Genomic DNA, 18236 nt, shown 5'->3' with positions numbered 1-18236 from the left:
GCATGATTGGTTCAGAGGTAGCTGCCGCTCTATTCTCTCCCATCTATCCACCAAAATAAAGTTGACAGCCTACTAGGAGTTTCCTATGAATTGCCCTCATCAAGGCTGCATTGTGCCACCCTGCCAAATTGTGCCCCACCCCAATCGCAAGGATATTGAGTATTGTCGGGTCTGTGAAAAACATCGAAATATTAACGAGATTGGTAGTGATGTTCCGGGTGTGTTTTGGTCTATTGTGGCGATCGCAATCACACTAACTCTCTTTATCAATCTAACCAATGATTCACAAAGATCACGATCTGAAGAGAGTTATCCTCAGTCTAGGCGAAGTATTCAGATCGATGGATAACCTGGTTTACAGGGGCAAGATTGCTTAGAACTTTGCCCCCGTAAGATCTTCTAGTGGTTGGAATCGGCAAATATTGCATTTCTGCAAAATAGATAGAACTACTAGCCATTCACCACATCACCACCATTGGGATGCAGCATTTGCCCAGTCATATAGGATGAGTCGTTGGATGCGAGAAACACATAACAGGGTGCGACTTCTTCGGGCTGTCCGGCTCGTTGCATGGGCACTTGGGCACCAAATTTCTCCACTTTCTCTTCAGGAAAAGTAGACGGAATCAACGGAGTCCAGATAGGTCCAGGTGCCACACCATTGACTCGAATCCCTTTGTCAACCAGTGACGCAGAGAGCGATCGCGTAAATGCCACAATTGCCCCTTTGGTTGAGGAGTAATCTAGCAAGCTCGAATTCCCTTTGTAAGCAGTGACTGAAGCAGAATTAATAATTGTGCTGCCTACTTTTAGGTGCGGCAACGCAGCTTTTGACAGGTAGAACATACTAAAGATATTCGTCCGAAAAGTACGCTCTAACTGTTCGGCGGTGATTTCTTCAATACTTTGCTGAGGATGCTGTTCCGCCGCGTTATTGATCAAAATATCTAGCTGTCCAAATTTTTGAACGGTTTGCTCCACAATTTTTTGGCAAAATGGCTCACTGCCAATATCACCTGGAACTAGTAAGCACTCCTGCCCTTCTGCTTCTATATGTTGCTTGGTTTCTTCCGCATCAGAGTGTTCATTTAGGTAGGAGATGGCAACATTTGCGCCCTCTTTGGCGAACAAAACCGCGATCGCCCGACCAATGCCGCTATCACCTCCAGTGACCAACGCCACCTTACCTTTAAGCTTATTCGCTGCCTGGTAAGTAGACCCTAGTGATTGGGGTTTTGGGTTCATTTCAGACTCTAAACCGGGTTGTGATTCTTGCTGCTGAGGGGGTTGGAGTGTTTTGGATGGTGATTGAGTCATTTTTAACCTCCTTTATTTAAGTATTTAAAGTTGATAGTAGAGAGGGACGCTAAAAGTAACGTCCCCACCCTTTACACAATCTACGATTGTTAATTGCGTAGATAATTACATTTTGATTTGTAACTGCTTTTTAGCTTCCTTAAAACGCGAACCTAATTGTTCTTGCTCTTCCTTACTACAATTCTTGCCGATCGCAGCAAACATGGTGCTTTCTTCTTGGCGAGTATGATCGCGAACCATCTCTTTCGCTTGTTTGAGGCAAGCTTTAAATTCAGGTGCATTTGCATCCATCGCCTTCATCTTTTCAAGCAAAACTTTTAATTCTGCTTGCTCGTCATACAATTCTTGAGTGTCTTCGTTTCCGTAGAAAGGTCGCACAGTAGGATAGACAATTTGTTCTTCAGCTTCAGAGTGAACTGAGAGATCTTTATACAGTTGCCCAAAGTATTCTTGAATCTTTTGAGCATCATCTGTCTTCTCAATTTGCATGAACAATGTATCTACTTTACGATGATCCGCAAAGATGATTTCTTGAATGTTCATGTCGGAGCTATTGCTGTTTTGAGTCACTGCGCTGCCGACTACTCCAGAAAACGCCGAGATCGCGTCTTGTACCCTTGCCCAGACGCTTTGGTCAGGTTCATGTCCCGTTAATTCGCGGGTTCCTAATACTTCTAAAACGCCTTTGAGTTGCTCTTGGTGGGCACGGCTTTCAAAGTTAAAAGTATTCAGTGGTGTGATAGCAACTTCCACATCAGCACCCACAACTTGAGCCGCTTTATGAACAACTACACCCGCCATAAATTGAGCATGTTTCAGTAGTTCATGTTGCACTACTTTTTCGTAAAAACTTAGTTTTGAACCCTTCATCAATTCCTGAGTTTTTTGAACGAGTTCTTGGGTTTTTTCAGTGGGCTGTTCTTGAATTCCATATTGAGTAATGACTGTTTCTATAACACCTATATTTTTCTTGTCATCTGCTAACATGCGTTGAAAACGATCGTGGATTTCTGAATCATCACAAACTCTGAGAAACTCGTTTTCGTTTTCAATGATCAGATTTTGGACTGCACAAATATCTGCTAGCTTTTCAGCGATCGCAGTTCGTTTGGTGTCATTTAAAGTTAAAACCATTTCAGTGTTCTCCTGAGGGTGAGGATTCTATATCAACGTCAACACTCACAGTGTGCATCGCCCAAAAAAATGCTCCATCTGTCGTGCGATGGAGCATTTAAAATTAAAAGATAGATCGCTGATAGCAATTTTCAAATCAGTACAGTCCATCAGAATGGAGGATGCTAAATTTCAGGATTCACCCTGAGCTTTGATGGGCAGCGATCGCTCTCTTCGAGCAATACGATAAAGCTTTTTAATGAAACTGATCCGTGAAAATATGATTCAATACAGGCTGTAGACTTATTGCGATCGCTTAAGAAGAGGCAAAAAGGCAACTGTCCAGTTAGATTGTTTCTACTTAATCAATCGCTATGAAAGAGGATAAACAATGCCGCTAGAACGACGACTGTCTCGCGATATGTTTGCATCTGGGGAATTAGTAGCATTGCGACAACCTTGTTTTACAATGGGACGCTTTTTCGAGCCGGGAAAGTATTTGGTCGGTGAATTGCCCGATGCAGCGTTTGAAATGGGCTTGGTGGATAAGTTGCCGCCAGTGCGGGGCACCAGTGCAGATGTTGTTCCAGATACTTTAGAGGCTGACCAATAACCAACAGTGAGCGATTCTTATAGTTGGATAGATGAGGCTTTAGACGCAATTCATCGAGCGAATTGGTATCGATCGCCCAAACTGCTGACGGGTCGCGCCGGGGCAATCATGCAGCTAAACGGGCAATTAGTCATCAACTTTGCCAGCAACGATTATTTAGGGTTGGCAGGAGATGAGCGATTGATCCAAGCGGCGATTGCGGCGACGAAAGAATATGGCACAGGTAGTACTGGGTCGCGGCTGATCACTGGACATCGCCAACTGCATCGAGACTTAGAACAGGCGATCGCTCATCTAAAACAAACTGAAGACGCGATCGTTTTTAGCTCTGGCTATTTGGCAAATTTGGGCACCATTGCTGCGCTAGTTGGCAAACGCGATCTGGTTCTATCCGATCAATACAATCACTCTAGCTTGCGGAATGGTGCCATCCTCAGTGGGGCAACCCTGCGCGATTATGCCCATTGCAACGTGGAAAATGTGCGAGAAATTTTGCAGCACCAGCGCGATCGCCATCGTCGCTGCCTGATTTTGACCGATAGCATCTTCAGCATGGATGGCGATCTCTGCCCCTTGCCTCAACTGCTTGACCTCGCTAATGAATTTGACAGTATGTTGCTCGTCGATGAAGCCCATGCAACAGGTGTTTTGGGTGCCACCGGCTCCGGCAGCGTTGAACATTTTGGCTGTACCGCGCGACCTATCATTCAAATAGGCACCCTCAGCAAAGCCCTTGGGAGTCTCGGCGGCTATGTTGCAGGTTCCGCACCTCTAATTGATTTTCTGCGAAACCGTGCCACTAGCTGGATTTATACAACCGGGCTTTCTCCCGCTGATACGGCGGCTGCCCTAGCAGCAATTCGCCTAATCGTCCAAGACCGCGATTCCCCCAAAGATGGTTTAACCAATCGCCGCGAAACTCTTTGGCAAAATGTGAACTGGTTCAAACAAAACTTCAGTGACCCTCTAAGCGCCCAGTTACCCTCCCATTCCCCCATTATTTGCCTGCAAGTTGATCGCCCTTTCACCGTCCTGCAAATGGGCAACACGCTTTTGCAACAGGGTTTGTTTGTACCTGCCATTCGTCCGCCAACTGTGCCCACCAGCCGCCTCCGCATTACCATCATGGCAACTCACCAGCCCACCCAACTTGAACAATTAGTTGAGTCATTGCATAAGCTTTTTTCTAGCCAATGATGTCACTTTTGATCCACTACCACCCATGAATGAGGAAAGCTCTGCTGTTTCTCTGTAAACTTATCCACGGGTTCTTGATTTCAACGTGTTATACTCACAGCACGAGGGCATGTAGCTCAGTGGATAGAGCATCAGGTTCCGGTCCTGAGGGTCGGGGGTTCGAGTCCCTCCATGCTCGTTGAGATTTTGGCGGAGCGTAGATCAAAAAGTTAATCTACGCTCCGTATTTTTTGGGCTACTAATTCTTACTAATTTGCCCTAAAGGTATTGAGGTGCCAGTTGAGCGATGCTGGGTCGTGAGCATTGCCTTAAGAGTGGGAGCATTGACAATGTAAGCAGTAAACGTTGCTGATGCCGTGCTTTTCACAAACGGAAACGGATTTTGTTTCGCAATTCCTAAAAATACATCAATGTGATTTCCTTGAATTGCACCCCCTACATCACCGGCATAGAAGTAGCCATCATGCACGGCTCGATCGCCCGATGGCAAAGTGACAGTGACTCCTCGTGCTTCTGGAATATATACAACAGCGCCAATGGGAATTAGGGTTCGATCTACCGCGATCGTCCGATAGGGCACCAGATTACCGCCCACTCCCTCCCCATATAGGGTATTGGAACGTCGGAAGCGCACCCGGTTTGTAGCACTGATGTTCTTCAAAGTGGGGTAGTAAGTAGCGCAATTCACTTGGTCCGCATTGCCCCGTCCGGCATAGTTATAAACACCCAAAAGACTTTGATTGCTGCTCACCTGCACACTCCCTTCTAGTGCAGCCGCGCACCAGTCTCGTTCCGACAATAAAACTCCCAAGCTATTTCCTGTTGGATCAAGTAGTGGATAGCCGCTACTCTGATTTTCTGCTTGGTGAGTTGTGTAATAGGTTGCCCACATAGACAAGTTCTGTATGGCAGAAGCTGAGTTGGGTTCTGGAAAATTGAATGCGCTTTGATTCGTGCCTGTTGCCAGAAGGGGCGTATTGAGGGAAGTACTAGCAATCAATGGATTAGGCAAGATCAGGCTAGTTGCTGTCGTTTGAGTAGAAATAATCTGTGCTGACAAATTTTGGAGATTGAGTTGTTGTTTTAGAGCTTCGGCAGGAACGCGATCGCGAAATAAACCCACCTGCATCATCGTCTGACCGTTTAAAGAAGTCCGAAAAGCGCTTGGAATAAGCTGCTTTACTTGCGCTTGCTGTTCTAGAGTGGCAGCATCCACAACCACTCGATAGCTTAAATTTCCAACACTTGAACCATTCATCGGCACAAAGGACTGAGGTGGAAATCCGGTAGAAGGCGCAGGAGGAACTGGATTGAAAGGCGGACTAGCAGGATTTTCAGGGGCAACAGTGGGTACAACAAAATTTTGCGCTGGCGGCGGAGCCACTGCACCAGAAGGAGTCGAACTCGGTTGAACTACCGGATTTGTAGGAAGAGTAGGCGGCGCAACTGGAAGCGGCGATGGAGAATTAGAAAATACAGGCTCCGCTGGTGGCATAGGCGATGAAGGATTAGTGGGCGCAGGCTGTACTGGTTGAATAGGCGGCGCTAAGATCGGATAGCTGAGCGGCTGCGGACTTGGCTGCGGGCTAGGAGATGCAGACTCTACCTTGGGGGGTTGGGCTGGCATCACTACCGGAGCAGGAATTGGAGCTAGACCGGATGGCAGTGGGGATGGTTGCTGAAGCGGCGTAGCTTTTTTGGCAACTTCAGCTAAAGATTGATCATGAATTAAGTAGAGGTGCCCTACATTTTTACCCTGAAACGATCGCCGTGCTAGCCGCCAACCGGGATCAAGATTAATTTTGGCAAACCCTTCAGTGACCCCATTCGTTCTGCCAATCTCAAAAAACTGAATTTCTTTGTCTACTAGCGAAAATGCAATTAAAACGAGGTCATTGCTTTTCCGCACAATTCGTAGATTGTAGCGACCTGCCAAGTCCTGTCCTGCCACCCTCACAGAGTAGCTGTTGCTATCGGTGCCCCGTCCACAAATGCCTGTAAAGTCAAACTCTAGTAACAGCGGGTCAACCAAAGTTGGGTTATTTCCAGCTTCTTGCCAGCACAGGCGGCGATCGTTCAGTTGCTCCAGTATCAGTAGCCGATGATTGCCACCTGTTGTTCCGAGAGGCGCAGCAATCACAATCAGCCGATTCTGGTCACTGATTTCGGTGTGGTCAAATTGCGCCGCTAACACAGAACCTGGATGTCCGGTGCTTGTAATTCCAATTGCTGCTGCAAGCAGCGCCCCCTGCCAGCTAAATATCCGTTTCATCATGTTTCAGCGTCCAATTTTCCTAGCAATGATAGTCTGAACCTGTGAATTTTATTCGCGTGGTTCTGCTGACGTTCAGGAAAAAGAAAAGTTGCTCAACTATTTTAGTCGGCTAAGGAAGCTTAATACTTGAAGCCTAATACCTAAAGTTGGGATTTAGCGCTAAGGCGATCGCGGTCAATGCCCCCAACACTACAACTTCACCTTGCTGCACTGCCTCAATCACTTCAATAGGAGACATCAACACGATTTCCATTTCTTCTAAATCGCCTGAACTAGGTTCAGCAATTTGGTGAGCGTTTTTAGCCACAAAAACATAGCCTTGGCTGCATCGATAATTTGCGCTGGTAACAAATGGACACAGTAACTGCCAATCCTCGGCTTCATAGCCAGTTTCTTCTAATAATTCTCGTTGAGCCGCTGCCAAAGGGGGTTCCCCTGCTGCCAACCCACCCCCTGGCAACGTTAGGCTAACGCGACCTGCCCCATGTTTATATTGCCGTAACAGGATCACTTCATCGGTAGGAAGCTGAACAAAAACAACTACATAGTCCTGTAGTTGAATGTGATAGTAGTCTGAAACAACCTGACCATCCGGCAGTTGAACTTCTTCCACCGAAAGCGTCAGCCAGGGCAAAGCCTCAAATATTATTTTTGTGCTAAGGGTTTTCCAGGGTTCAAGAGATCGCGGCTGCATAGGCTAAATAGATTTCAATCTCGCAGAGCATTTTAGTCTAGTTTTCAGGTAGATTAGCCATCCTCTATCATTCTGCTTTAATTGAACCCTAATAGTAGTAAGGTTCAGAGTGCCTCTAGATGAAGATAATTAACGCAAGATACCTACCGAGATCGCCTTATTCATCGATCGCAACACCTACCAATGCCTTTTGCGGGTTTACAGGTGATGGAGTCACTTTTGTAGTCAGCGGTGGATCGGTAAAATTGTCTATTGCTGTCTCGATCTCAATGGCTTCTAAAGAAGATTTTGCAATTTCTAACGCCTCCGTTTCATCAGGCTGAGGAGATTTATGCAGACGAATGCCCAAAAATACGTCATAGACAAACCCAAACAAATCTTTAGTCGTTTGTAAGATGCCCAAGGATTGATGAGCGCCTTTTTCATCAAGCAACGGCTTAGATTGATAGTAGGCGCGTTCGTAGTAATACCAGGGAATTGATGGCCATAGATGGTGGATCAGGTGATAGTTTTGACCCATGATCAGCCAGTTCATAACCGGACTAGGATATACCCGCGCGTTTTTCCAGCGATTGCGCTCTTGAAAGGGGCGATGGGGCAAATAGTCGAAAAACAACCCTAGGGCTAAGCCAACGATCGCCAAGGGGACGAACCAAAAGTTAAAAATGTAGCCAATAAAGTCATAGCGGCAGCCTAAGTAAATGATTGCAGCAACGACGAGACGGGCAATCAACCATTCTAAAAGCTCATATTTGCGCCACAGCCGTCGTCTAAAAAAATAAATCTCGTGATACATGAAGCGGGCGTTGATTAGCCACAGGGGACCAAACGTAGATACTACATGATCGGGATCATTTTCTGGATCGTTCACATTAGCGTGATGCTGCATATGCACCCGCGTAAACACGGGGAAGGAAAACCCTAGCATCAACGCGCTGCCATGTCCCAAAATGGCATTCACAACCCGGTTACGATGAGCAACGTTGTGACAAGCATCATGAATTACCGTCCCCACCATGTGTAGGGCGATGACATTCATGACAAAACAACACCAGTCTGCCCAATGCCAACGAAAGAAACCCACCGTAGAAATTACCGCGATCGCGATCGCCACAAGGAACATGAGCAATGTGGGATTAAAATCGCCCGGTGCACCCATTAACTCCCTTGGTGCGGTCAGGGGCTTAATTGCCTCCGACATCTATCTCTTACTCCTTTTAGCCACATGGCGTAGTATACGCTACCTAACCACACAAAATAAAGTTTTGTAAAATCTGCTCATAAAGAAGAGTTAGGATTGTTGAATAAAAATTCCTCCTTTTGTAAATTGAACTGTCCAATGTTACTTGAGCCTGGGAACTTTTAATCGCTTGTGTCGTCTGCTTTTGTATTGTCTTGTTAGATTTGCCGGATCGCAACTTTCTCGACCCATAAGCGTTCATATTTAGGGAACCCTACAATGCTGACTCAAACTTGCAAAACCGTCGCCGCAGTTTTAGGAATAATGGTGCTAGTGGGCGGTGAGGCTGCAACCGCGATCGCGCTTCCTATCACTATTAGTCAACTCCCCACAAGTCCCTCAGACGATGTCATTGTTGAGACTGAGAATTCACGCGGCGTTCCTTCTACTGGAAATCCTACTAGTCCGATTGGAACACCGGGTAGCAACCCAAGCAGTGCCCTGAGTGGAACTCGCTTTAGCTGTCAGATTGTCAATGGGCAATATACCGTAATGTACCAGCCTCAAAGCCAACCTGGACAGTCCTATCCTTGGGCAGTGCCTAGCACCATGGGCGGCGGCTGGAATCCAACGAAGCGCTGTAGTGAGATTAGCCGTCGATTGGAGCAATATCGCCCGGATGGGTTGATAGACATGCAAACGGCTGTGGAAAATGGCTACAACACGGTTTGTGTGACAACTCAACGAGTTCCAGGTTGCCGAATTGTACTAACGATTCCCCCTGGACAGGATGCCACTGCAACCCGCGATCGCGTGTTTCAAAACCTGACCGTTGCCGATAGTGGTCAGCAAACCCAAGGCGTAAATACTTTTGTGAATGGCGGATCAGGTGGATCGGGTGGCTGGATTGGCGAAGCAGCCCGAATGCTCAACATTAATATTCCAGGGTTAGGCACTTCTCAAGCCGTAACTTCTAATGCGATTAATCTGCGCCCCTTCCTCGATCGCGCCGATGGTGGCACAGGCACTTCCTTAAGAAAATCTGCGGCAACTAGCCCCGGACGGCGCTTGAACCCTAATCGCTTTCGGTAGCCATTCGCCATAGTGCATTTCTGCGCGATCGCTAGTTTTACTCGACATTCAATTCTCTATCCACGACTTCCAACACCGCTTTTGGACTCAACTGATCCTTAAACCAGACTAATCGAGCCGGGGTTTGGCTAAAGTTAACCCCGGCTTTTTCCAAATTGAGCCGCTCCGAAATTGCCAGCACCAAATCATCTCGCCCCGACTGCTGCACTTGATAGAACTTTTTTTGCAAGTATTCGGGTCGCCAATAGCCAACGATTTCTAGCAGGAAGGTGCGCCCATCGGGATGAACCAACCGAAAATCGGGAATCATGACGCTGCCGGGAATGGGAATTAGATCCACTTCTCGCTCTAGCTGCCAATCGGTTTTCGTTTTCGCCCAGCGATCAACAAATCCCGCCTCCAGCATACTGTCGTAGGGTTTGCCGGGGGGATAGTGGGTGACCAAGCCACAGGTTGCATCCAGGCTGAAGCGTCCTTGGCGGGTTTTGCCAGAGTAGGAATCTTTTTGTTGTAATGTGGCGGTCAGGTTCCACTTGGTCACATGCAGCAAAGCGGGAAGCATCATTGCCAGTTTCAAACCGTAGCGGGTACTGGGCTTAAATAAGCTGGTGGGACCATCAATGGTGAGGGTAAAGCCGTGGTCTGCGTCGCCCTCAATGTAGGTCATCAGTCCAAATAATTTTAGGTAGCGAAACAGCAATTTATATTCACCCGGATCATTGCGATGGGCGTTGAGGGTGATGTGGCTGGCGCGGTAAAAAATGCCCTGTACTTGGGAGAGGTTGTAGCGATGGAGCAAGGCTTCTGGGGTTGGGGGTTCAAAGCTAGTCAGAATTTGATTGTCCGATAAATCGGCGTATAGTCCATCTTGAATGTGTTGGGTCAACACTTCGCGACCCAGTTCTTGAGTAAGGGCATCGGCAAGGTGCTGAAGGGTAGCGGTGGTGGCGATCGCACTGCACGAAGCCTGAGCCGCGATCGCAAACACCCGCTGTCGTAACGTGGCTGGATCAAGCGGACTGACGGTTTCAAAGGTGCTGAAGGCATCGGCACTCAAGAGATGTGCCAAGCCGCGCTTAATCCGATAGTCGGTATCTTCGCCTTCGAGTTCTAGCAGTTGACGGTTCAGTTCGCCCCTCGTGCCGCCTTTTGCCTCCCCAAACTGGTCGATCAAATCCGCTGCGATCGCCAAATTTGCTGAATTGATTGCCAACCGTTTTGGCACCACAGTTTCGCCACTATAGCGATGCATTAATAAATCACTCGGCAACATAGCACGTCATTCCAATCACTCAAAATCGTCCCTAACCCAATTATGGTAGTTTCTACTAAAATTGACTATAATGGCTGATAATCAACCTCTTCAGTGTACTGGAGTTGCCGTATGACTCATGCTCAATTGCCCATTCCAACCCACTTTGACCCTCAGACTGTGAAAGATGTTTGGCGGGTTCCCTATGGCGATCGCGCGGCTCAGGCAGCACGGTGGACACGGCAACATAGTCTTCAACCTGCGGCAGAGGACACCACACGGATTTGTCTGCTGGCGATCGATGTGCAAAACACTTTTTGCATACCCGATTTTGAGCTATTTGTGGGCGGACAGTCGGGCATGGGCGCAGTAGATGACAGCAGGCGGCTGTGTGAGTTTATCTACCGGAACTTGGGCGTGATTACCCAAATAACCCCGACGATGGATACCCATACGGCAATGCAAATTTTTCATCCGATTTTTTGGATAAATGCAGCGGGGGAACATCCAACTCCAGCGGCAACGATGATTACTTTTGAGGAGGTGCAACAGGGCGTTTGGCGAGTCAATCCCGCGATCGCTCCCAGTCTATCCAATGGCAACCTGGAAGCGTTACAGCGACATGCTCTGCACTATACCAAAAAGCTAACTGACGCAGGCAAATATCCCCTGGCGGTGTGGCCCTATCATTCCATGTTGGGCGGCATTGGACACGCGATCGTCTCAGCCGTGGAGGAAGCAATGTTTTTTCACGCGATCGCCCGCAGCAGCCAAACCCAGTTTGAACTGAAGGGCAGCCATCCTTTGACCGAAAACTATTCTGTCTTGCGTCCAGAAGTGATGGAGAACGTGGAGGGCGGTGTTCTAGCACAAAAAAACACATCGCTGATTCAAACCCTCTTAGAGTTTGACGCGGTGATTGTGGCAGGTCAGGCAAAAAGTCACTGCGTTGCCTGGACGATCGCCGATTTGCTGACAGAAATTCAAGTGTTTGATCCAGCTTTGGCAAGCAAAGTGTATTTGCTGGAAGATTGCACCTCACCCGTGGTGGTTCCCGGCGTGATTGATTTTACCGAACAAGCCGATGCTGCCTATGAACGTTTTGCAGCGGCGGGAATGCACCTAGTTCAATCTACCAGCGCGATCGCCGATTGGGATGGCATGACCCTTTAGCTAGCCACCAATAGGCTGGAGTCGTTTTCGAGCCGCTTTTAGTAGAGTTTGAGCCGGTGGGTAAACAGTCGTGCCCTGTTTTACTTTGTTCAAAATATTCTCAATGTTGCGAAGTTGGCTAATTTGCTCGGGTGTCGCTGTTTTTGCTCCTTGCTCAACGGAGCCAAGCAACACTATTTGCAACTGCTGAGCTTGCTCAAATGCCTGGACTGATTGCTGCTCTTGTTGCAAACGGATTCGGACAGAACCGATTTTTCGTTGGTATTGACTCCGTAGATTTTGGGCTTGGCGATAATCAGGGTCTTCGGACTTAATGGTTTCTAGAGGTGCGATCGCCTCATTCCACAACTTCTCCGCTTCTTGCCAGACTTCTACGCCTTGTGCTTTATCTGCTGAAAATTGTTGAGCCGCCTCTGCTGAAGATTTTGCCGCCTGGATTAAGTTGCCCGATCGCGCATTGTCTACACTAAAACCAACGACTTGTTGAAAATCACGTTCGTAAGCCTTGAGTTTCGTTTGGGCAGTGCGTCCTGCTAAGGTTTCACTCGGCACTTCTTGCAATTGATCCATTGCTTGTTGCCATTGGGCGATCGCGTTTTCTTTTCTATCTGGATTGGGCGCCGCTTGATACGATCGCTTCGCACCATTAACTCCTACATCAGCCTTTTGTAACTGGGTTTGAGCATTTTTTTCCTGAAATAAACGAGCATCCATGCGGGCAACGTCTTTGCGCGCCCGCTGAAACTCATCCAGGGTAAAGCGCCAACTACAGCCAAACCATCCGCAATAAGCGCTGGGATAATACCCTAAAAACCAAACGGGTAAAGCGTCTAGGTGCTTCTGAGCGGTTTTCACCTTGGTTGCGCCCAAGTCAAAATCGGCTGAACTCGTCGCATTATTGACTAACTGATCGGCTTGTTCCGTGGTGGCGATCGCCTGTCGATAATTGTGATCCATACTCATGAAACTGGGCAACAGCACCATCGGCATCATCCGCGCCACGGGATAGCGAATCATCGGGTAGGGCAAATTCAAAAACCAGATGCCGCCTGCAATGCCGCCTACGGCGATCGCGCCCAGTACCATCACAGTGGGCAGGGGGGAAACCGGACGATTTGCCTTTGCTGCTTGCCGTAAAACTTTAGGATTGAAGGTGGGGAACAGGTCATCTAGGGTGCCGCGCAACTCATCTTCAGTCATCGGAGTTCCGGTTTGCAGCCGCAGCTTTTCTAACCGTTTCAGCACAATCTGCTGCTGCACATGCGATGCCACGTCGTTTGTGCTAACTCGTTGCAGTTCAGCAGTGAGGATTTCAAAGGCTTTTTTGTTGAGGCGAACCATAGATTTAAGAAAAAACTGAGTTTACAGGTAGATTCAATTCAGCAACACTTTATTCCCGACTTAGAGTCAGTGTGCCCATCTGCACTGTAAAAACTCGAAACGGTATAACCTTATTGCAGTGGACGAACAGAGTCTTTGCACTACATTTGAGCCAGTTTGTCGCCGCTGGACGGGAACAATGTTTACAGGTTATGGCGGTAGCTGAAAAGTAACTTGTGGGTATCAAACATTTTGAGAATATTGATCAGCTAATCAAACAAAGCGTGTAGAAGGTGTATGGTGCTAGTCTGAAAGCTAGCACAGTTTTCTCAAAAAAATTTCTATGTCGTCCGCGATTGATACCGTCATCAAAATGATGGAGTTTCTCCTTCGTGCTAAACCTTTTCCCCATGAAACAATCACTAAGACGGTAAGAATTTAGCCAGTGGTTGGCTTAGAAAAGGCTGCAATCTGGCGACTGTGGGTAAAGACTCTAGACCTGCCTGTACCAATTCGGGCACTTTAGCGAAATTGCTAACTAATAGGTCTGCGAAGTTGAATCGGCGATCGCCCGTCCCATAGGTTACAGTCAGGAACTCTAACAGTTCAATCTCATAATCTGTAAAGTCGAGAACATCGGCTATGCAGGCAAGTTTAAACAGTTGTTCTGGTTGTTTAAAGTAATCTGGACAACTGTCCTGAAGCGGATCGCGCAAGTAAATTGCATCTGCCCACAACACCTGCCCTGGATGGCGAGTGGAAAACAGGCTAGAGCGAAAACGCCGTGCCATTGGTTCCAATTCAAACAGCACAAATCCCTTTTTTCTCAGGTAACTATCCACATCGGCAAACAAAGGTTGGTTCAGGTATAGCTCAGAAAATTCCACCTCAATTTGAATCGCAAACACGCTGCGATCGAGTAAATTAGCAGCGCCTTCCAACACTTGTAAATCGGCTCCCTGCACATCAATTTGCAAAAAATCGATTTCTGCAATGTTTTCTTCCTGGCAAATCGCATCTAATGTAGTCGTTTCTATTTCAATGGAAAAGTTTGATCCTGCCATTTCTGGTAAGTCAAGAAAGCGATTCAGAAAGGGATCATTCGGTGGATAAAGAGAGCTACAAATTGGGCTATTGGTGACATATAAAGTTGCCTCGCCGATTTTATTTGCCAGAGCATATGGGAAATGCTTTTCTTTCCAGTTCACCTGTCTCGCTTCAATGTCAGCATTGGCAAACTCGCAAGCATCGGCATCCGCATCGAAGCCATAAATCGTCAGATTTGGGGCAAACAATTCCCAATCTTGACTGCCATAATCATGAGCATCGGTCAGCTTGCGGGAGCCAACACTACAAATAGTCATAGACATGGATTTGAGATAGTCTTTTTCTTTCAATTCAGGCAACAAAAAAGTCATGTAATTTTTCCGATAAAGAGGAAAGAGAGCGAGACAATTTCTTAAGCGGGAATCGCAATAATGTTGAGATTGCCCTGAAGTTCTGATAGGGAATCTAGAGGGATTAGCTGCTTGACAAAGGGCTGATAGCGAAACAATTGGTAGCCATTTTCGATGAGAAATTCTGCAACAGGAAGGTTGCTTCCCTGACTACCCGCAATATTTTCATACAGGATAATGGGTGCATAGGTTTTTAGCAGGCGATCGCTGCCTTTCAACACTTGTAATTCGTGTCCTTCTGCATCAATTTTGAGCAAATCAACCCGCTGCAAGCCTTCCCGCTCCATCAGCGTATCCAACGTGAAACAAGGAACGGCTTCGGTCGCAATCTCAGACGCATCTGCTTCAGTCATCACTTGGTTCATTTCGCTAGCACTGTGGAGCGCAAGATGGGCAGTTCCATCGCGATCGCTGGCAGCACCCCGGCAAACCGTCACCCAATCTAATTGATTCACTCGGCGAGTTTCTGCCAAACAATCCACACAGCCCGAAAAAGGTTCCACTGCCAGCACTCGCCCCGTCGCGCTAACTCGCTGTGCCGCACTAAAAGTGTACACGCCTACATTCGCTCCCACATCAATTACCGTCATTCCCGGCTGAGCCTGATCGCGCCAAAACTCCATCTCTGCCTCAAACCAATCGCCTTCTGCCAACAGCACCCCCGTAACCACGCTGCGAAAACTCGGCTCCACCGCCAGCGCCAGAGTTTGCTCAAACGGAACATAGGTGAAATGACTAGAACTGGATAAAGTGATCCATTGCCACTCTGGTTTAGCGTCTGATAATTCGACAATTTGCGCTGCCTCTTTCCAGTAACTGGCTTGTTCTGGCTGCTCCAAATCTCGATATGCCAGATAAAGCGCTTGCAAAAATAGGGGATTGTTAGGCTGCTGCTGCTGGGCACGATGTAAAAATAGCGTTCCTTCCCAGCGACTATTCATCAGGCTAGAAATGCCGAGTTTGTGCTGTAGGAATGCTGACTGTGGAAATAGGGCGATCGCCAATTGCAAGAAGCGCAGCCCAACCGCGTTATAGAACACAAACTGCACCTGCTGCAAAATCTCTGCCAGCAGCAACAAACTTTGATCATCGCTATGACTGGGGTTTAACAGATCACTGAGCAACTCATGGTGCGCTTTGGGTTGAGAATACCATTGCAGGGGCAAGTAGACTAAACCCGAAGGACTAGGGTCATGGGTATGAAAAGATTGCAGCCCATTCATAAAGCTAGAAAACGATCGCTGAATCGCTTCGTCGCCTACTCCCAAAAGGCTTTGTATAATTGCCAAATGAGCCGCACACAGCGGATGACTGGCGGCACCCTCACTCAAAGCCGCGATCGCCATTTCTAGATACATGTCACGGGTGACGCGATCTAGACTATTTTCAGCCTCGATCAACGCCACCACTGCATAATTATTCAGGTCTAGCGCAGACTGAGGCTCTTCCCAGTCGGTTGCCTCCAGCATTTTGTCAACGTGAGCCGTTGTTGCCTGAGTTTGCTCAAGACTGCCACGTTGCAGATATTGCCAATAGGAAGTGGTGTAGGATGAGGATTCCATTCAAAGACCCTATGGATGCCGAACCCTATGAGTTTGCCCAAAGAACGATACGTTTAACCCGTACGCTCACGTTTCATCACATTCCGCTAAATTTCGCTCCATTTTTGCCGAATGTGACATTATTAAAGCCGAATATCGTTCTGTGAACGAAGCATTGATTGCATTTTAATGGTTGACCGTTTCACTGTGGCTATTCCGACCGAATTATTATGGGCACTGATTGGCTTACTTCTGACGATCGCGGGTACTTTTCTGCCAGCATCGCTAGCAGTCCCTAGTCGCGATTGGGGACACCAAGCTATTCAAATGCACGCCTTAGGCATTACTTACCAGTTTGGGGCGGGGTTACTGGTGGGCTGTGTCGCGGGCAAAAATCCGGCAACCTTGTCTCAAGTCGCCTACGTGTTGCTAGGGCTAACGCCGTGGTTTCCCATTTTTTCAAAGGGCGGCGGATTGGGATATTTGGCAGAACCCAGCTTTGGCTATATTTTGGGATTTATTCCAGGTGCCTGGATCTGTGGCTATCTGGCATTTAAAGCGGTTCCTAAATTAGAAATACTCTTAGTTAGCTGTCTGGCAGGATTGCTCACTATTCACCTCACTGGATTACTCTATTTAGGAGGATTGAGGCTCTTGGGAGTGGTCAACTTAGCAAATTTTCTTCAGTTGTTGCTAAAATTTTCGGTGGAGGCGTTGCCGGGTCAGTTTGCTGTTGTTTGTGCAGTGACGATTTTGGCGTATGGATTGCGCCGCTTGCTGTTTTATTAAGCCCTTTGTCGGTGGGAAAGGGAACCTAAAAAGCTTTAGTTGCTCTTCACCTTAAAACTTGCTTATTATGCGATCGCCCTTTTTTGATCTTTTTTGAATAGCTAATGTTTTCTAAAAATCGCTTCTTTTGGTTGGCGGCTGTAGCGGGTTTAGTGCTTGATCGCTTGAGCAAGTTTTGGGTTGTCTATACCTTTCCCCTCACCGATCCGCCGCAAACCTTAGCGCTGATTCCCAACGTGCTTCACTTTACTTACGTGGTGAATACTGGGGCTGCCTTCAGCTTTTTCAATCAAGGAGTAAGTTGGCTGCGCTGGCTGTCTTTGGGCGTGAGCGTCGGGCTGCTACTTTTCGCGTGGTTTGGACCTACTCTCAGTAAGTGGGAACAACTGGGCTATGGGTTTATCTTGTCTGGAGCGCTGGGCAATGGCATCGATCGCTTTATTCTAGGTCAGGTCGTTGATTTTATTGACTTTCGCCTGATCCGCTTTCCCGTATTTAATCTAGCAGACACTTTTATTAATGTTGGAATTGCGTGTTTGTTAATCAGCACTTTTGTCCAATCCTCCCATTCCGCCGCCAAAAAGGATAAATCTTCTTAATGGAACCCTTCAAACAACCAGTCGTTGGCATCATTATGGGCAGCGATTCAGATTTGCCGACGATGCAAGCCGCGATCGCAGTGTGTATAGAGTTTGGCGTGTCCTACGAAGTTGCGATCGTGTCTGCCCATCGCACCCCAGAACGCATGGTGAACTATGCCAAAACTGCCCATCAGCGCGGCTTAAAGATCATCATTGCGGGGGCAGGAGGAGCCGCTCACTTACCGGGAATGGTTGCCGCTCTCACCCCTCTGCCTGTGATTGGGGTGCCTGTTGCCAGTCGCCACTTGCAAGGCATCGATTCCCTTTACTCGATTGTGCAAATGCCGGCGGGAATTCCCGTTGCCACCGTGGCGATCGGCAATGCTAAAAACGCCGGGTTACTCGCAGTGCAAATACTGGCAAGTCATGACGCTGATTTGTTGAAGAAAGTCCAGCAGTACCGTCAAAGCTTGGAGCAAATGGTAATGGACAAGCAGGCAAAACTGGAGCAGGTGGGATACGAGAAGTATTTAGAGGAAATGTAGAGCAGGTTTCAGGTTTTAGGTATCGGCGAGTAGAGAATAGAAGAAACCCAGCACTCCGAACTTAAAACTTAAAACTCAAAACTTAAAACTCAAAACT

The 18236-nt window shown here is 47.7% G+C and carries 17 protein-coding genes and 1 tRNA gene; 9 read left to right on the top strand and 9 right to left on the bottom strand.

Annotated elements, in window-relative coordinates; all coding sequences use genetic code 11:
• The first annotated feature begins 85 nt into the window (after positions 1–85).
• Positions 86–349: a hypothetical protein gene (locus tag AB3R30_RS21110; protein WP_458651182.1), complete on the top strand. Its 264-nt coding sequence runs from the start codon at positions 86–88 to the stop codon at positions 347–349.
• 101 nt (positions 350–450) lie between these two features.
• On the opposite strand, the gene AB3R30_RS21105 is transcribed toward AB3R30_RS21110, so the two are convergent.
• The gene (locus AB3R30_RS21105) at positions 451–1317 is read right to left on the bottom strand and encodes an SDR family oxidoreductase (protein WP_458651181.1); all 867 of its coding nucleotides are present in this window, start codon (positions 1315–1317) and stop codon (positions 451–453) included.
• A 105-nt stretch (positions 1318–1422) separates the two neighbouring features.
• The gene (locus AB3R30_RS21100; RefSeq protein ID WP_458651180.1) at positions 1423–2451 is read right to left on the bottom strand and encodes a hemerythrin domain-containing protein; all 1029 of its coding nucleotides are present in this window, start codon (positions 2449–2451) and stop codon (positions 1423–1425) included.
• Positions 2452–2821: 370 nt separating this feature from the next.
• Here AB3R30_RS21100 and AB3R30_RS21095 point away from each other — a divergent pair, with 370 nt between their 5' ends.
• The 3 genes from AB3R30_RS21095 to AB3R30_RS21085 all read left to right on the top strand — a co-directional run bounded on the left by AB3R30_RS21095 (position 2822) and on the right by AB3R30_RS21085 (position 4418).
• On the top strand, positions 2822–3043 hold the full coding sequence (locus AB3R30_RS21095; protein ID WP_458651179.1) for a hypothetical protein: 222 nt from the start codon (positions 2822–2824) through the stop codon (positions 3041–3043).
• A 6-nt stretch (positions 3044–3049) separates the two neighbouring features.
• Positions 3050–4240: an 8-amino-7-oxononanoate synthase gene (gene bioF / locus AB3R30_RS21090; protein ID WP_458651178.1), complete on the top strand. Its 1191-nt coding sequence runs from the start codon at positions 3050–3052 to the stop codon at positions 4238–4240.
• Positions 4241–4345: 105 nt separating this feature from the next.
• Positions 4346–4418: transfer RNA gene (locus AB3R30_RS21085), tRNA-Arg, on the top strand.
• A gap of 60 nt (positions 4419–4478) precedes the next feature.
• Here the strand turns inward: AB3R30_RS21085 and AB3R30_RS21080 are convergent.
• The 3 genes from AB3R30_RS21080 to crtR all read right to left on the bottom strand — a co-directional run bounded on the left by AB3R30_RS21080 (position 4479) and on the right by crtR (position 8410).
• Positions 4479–6515 (bottom strand): DUF3747 domain-containing protein, encoded by a 2037-nt coding sequence (locus tag AB3R30_RS21080; protein ID WP_458651177.1) that lies wholly within the window; start codon positions 6513–6515, stop codon positions 4479–4481.
• Positions 6516–6648: 133 nt separating this feature from the next.
• Positions 6649–7209: an NUDIX hydrolase gene (locus AB3R30_RS21075; RefSeq protein ID WP_458651176.1), complete on the bottom strand. Its 561-nt coding sequence runs from the start codon at positions 7207–7209 to the stop codon at positions 6649–6651.
• A gap of 157 nt (positions 7210–7366) precedes the next feature.
• Complete coding sequence (gene crtR / locus AB3R30_RS21070) at positions 7367–8410, bottom strand: beta-carotene hydroxylase (protein ID WP_458651175.1); 1044 nt, start codon at positions 8408–8410, stop codon at positions 7367–7369.
• Positions 8411–8668: 258 nt separating this feature from the next.
• Here crtR and AB3R30_RS21065 point away from each other — a divergent pair, with 258 nt between their 5' ends.
• The gene (locus AB3R30_RS21065) at positions 8669–9481 is read left to right on the top strand and encodes a COP23 domain-containing protein (protein ID WP_458651174.1); all 813 of its coding nucleotides are present in this window, start codon (positions 8669–8671) and stop codon (positions 9479–9481) included.
• A 37-nt stretch (positions 9482–9518) separates the two neighbouring features.
• On the opposite strand, the gene AB3R30_RS21060 is transcribed toward AB3R30_RS21065, so the two are convergent.
• Positions 9519–10754, bottom strand: a complete 1236-nt coding sequence (locus tag AB3R30_RS21060) for a DUF790 family protein (protein WP_458651173.1) — start codon at positions 10752–10754, stop codon at positions 9519–9521.
• Between the two features lie 111 nt (positions 10755–10865).
• Here AB3R30_RS21060 and AB3R30_RS21055 point away from each other — a divergent pair, with 111 nt between their 5' ends.
• A complete protein-coding gene (locus AB3R30_RS21055; RefSeq protein WP_458651172.1) occupies positions 10866–11906 on the top strand; it encodes a cysteine hydrolase family protein in 1041 nt (346 codons plus the stop codon).
• On the opposite strand, the gene AB3R30_RS21050 is transcribed toward AB3R30_RS21055, so the two are convergent.
• The 3 genes from AB3R30_RS21050 to AB3R30_RS21040 all read right to left on the bottom strand — a co-directional run bounded on the left by AB3R30_RS21050 (position 11907) and on the right by AB3R30_RS21040 (position 16245).
• The gene (locus AB3R30_RS21050) at positions 11907–13247 is read right to left on the bottom strand and encodes a hypothetical protein (RefSeq protein ID WP_458651171.1); all 1341 of its coding nucleotides are present in this window, start codon (positions 13245–13247) and stop codon (positions 11907–11909) included.
• A 401-nt stretch (positions 13248–13648) separates the two neighbouring features.
• Complete coding sequence (locus tag AB3R30_RS21045) at positions 13649–14644, bottom strand: FkbM family methyltransferase (protein ID WP_458651170.1); 996 nt, start codon at positions 14642–14644, stop codon at positions 13649–13651.
• 41 nt (positions 14645–14685) lie between these two features.
• The gene (locus tag AB3R30_RS21040) at positions 14686–16245 is read right to left on the bottom strand and encodes an FkbM family methyltransferase (protein ID WP_458651169.1); all 1560 of its coding nucleotides are present in this window, start codon (positions 16243–16245) and stop codon (positions 14686–14688) included.
• 168 nt (positions 16246–16413) lie between these two features.
• On the opposite strand from AB3R30_RS21040, the gene AB3R30_RS21035 reads away from it, so the two are divergent.
• The 3 genes from AB3R30_RS21035 to purE all read left to right on the top strand — a co-directional run bounded on the left by AB3R30_RS21035 (position 16414) and on the right by purE (position 18139).
• Positions 16414–17013, top strand: coding sequence for a biotin transporter BioY (locus AB3R30_RS21035; protein ID WP_458651168.1), 600 nt, complete (start codon positions 16414–16416; stop codon positions 17011–17013).
• Between the two features lie 104 nt (positions 17014–17117).
• Positions 17118–17612, top strand: coding sequence for a signal peptidase II (lspA, locus tag AB3R30_RS21030; protein WP_458651167.1), 495 nt, complete (start codon positions 17118–17120; stop codon positions 17610–17612).
• Positions 17612–18139 (top strand): 5-(carboxyamino)imidazole ribonucleotide mutase, encoded by a 528-nt coding sequence (gene purE, locus AB3R30_RS21025; protein WP_458651166.1) that lies wholly within the window; start codon positions 17612–17614, stop codon positions 18137–18139. The genes lspA and purE overlap by 1 nt, the downstream gene beginning before the upstream one ends.
• The last annotated feature ends 97 nt before the right edge of the window (positions 18140–18236 follow it).

Source organism: Sivoneniella epilithica UHCC 1019 (assembly GCF_040830845.1).
Classification (GTDB): Bacteria; Cyanobacteriota; Cyanobacteriia; order Leptolyngbyales; family Leptolyngbyaceae; genus ULC077BIN1.
Note: the sequence above shows the minus strand (reverse complement) of the source record. Positions and strands in the feature narration are given on the sequence as shown.

Coding starts and splice junctions, on each gene's coding strand:
- AB3R30_RS21110 (WP_458651182.1), top strand. CDS start 86: ATGAATTGCCCTCATCAAGGCTGCATTGTGCCACCCTGCCAAATTGTG.
- AB3R30_RS21105 (WP_458651181.1), bottom strand. CDS start 1,317: ATGACTCAATCACCATCCAAAACACTCCAACCCCCTCAGCAGCAAGAA.
- AB3R30_RS21100 (WP_458651180.1), bottom strand. CDS start 2,451: ATGGTTTTAACTTTAAATGACACCAAACGAACTGCGATCGCTGAAAAG.
- AB3R30_RS21095 (WP_458651179.1), top strand. CDS start 2,822: ATGCCGCTAGAACGACGACTGTCTCGCGATATGTTTGCATCTGGGGAA.
- AB3R30_RS21080 (WP_458651177.1), bottom strand. CDS start 6,515: ATGATGAAACGGATATTTAGCTGGCAGGGGGCGCTGCTTGCAGCAGCA.
- AB3R30_RS21075 (WP_458651176.1), bottom strand. CDS start 7,209: ATGCAGCCGCGATCTCTTGAACCCTGGAAAACCCTTAGCACAAAAATA.
- crtR (WP_458651175.1), bottom strand. CDS start 8,410: ATGTCGGAGGCAATTAAGCCCCTGACCGCACCAAGGGAGTTAATGGGT.
- AB3R30_RS21065 (WP_458651174.1), top strand. CDS start 8,669: ATGCTGACTCAAACTTGCAAAACCGTCGCCGCAGTTTTAGGAATAATG.
- AB3R30_RS21060 (WP_458651173.1), bottom strand. CDS start 10,754: ATGTTGCCGAGTGATTTATTAATGCATCGCTATAGTGGCGAAACTGTG.
- AB3R30_RS21055 (WP_458651172.1), top strand. CDS start 10,866: ATGACTCATGCTCAATTGCCCATTCCAACCCACTTTGACCCTCAGACT.
- AB3R30_RS21050 (WP_458651171.1), bottom strand. CDS start 13,247: ATGGTTCGCCTCAACAAAAAAGCCTTTGAAATCCTCACTGCTGAACTG.
- AB3R30_RS21045 (WP_458651170.1), bottom strand. CDS start 14,644: ATGACTTTTTTGTTGCCTGAATTGAAAGAAAAAGACTATCTCAAATCC.
- AB3R30_RS21040 (WP_458651169.1), bottom strand. CDS start 16,245: ATGGAATCCTCATCCTACACCACTTCCTATTGGCAATATCTGCAACGT.
- AB3R30_RS21035 (WP_458651168.1), top strand. CDS start 16,414: ATGGTTGACCGTTTCACTGTGGCTATTCCGACCGAATTATTATGGGCA.
- lspA (WP_458651167.1), top strand. CDS start 17,118: ATGTTTTCTAAAAATCGCTTCTTTTGGTTGGCGGCTGTAGCGGGTTTA.
- purE (WP_458651166.1), top strand. CDS start 17,612: ATGGAACCCTTCAAACAACCAGTCGTTGGCATCATTATGGGCAGCGAT.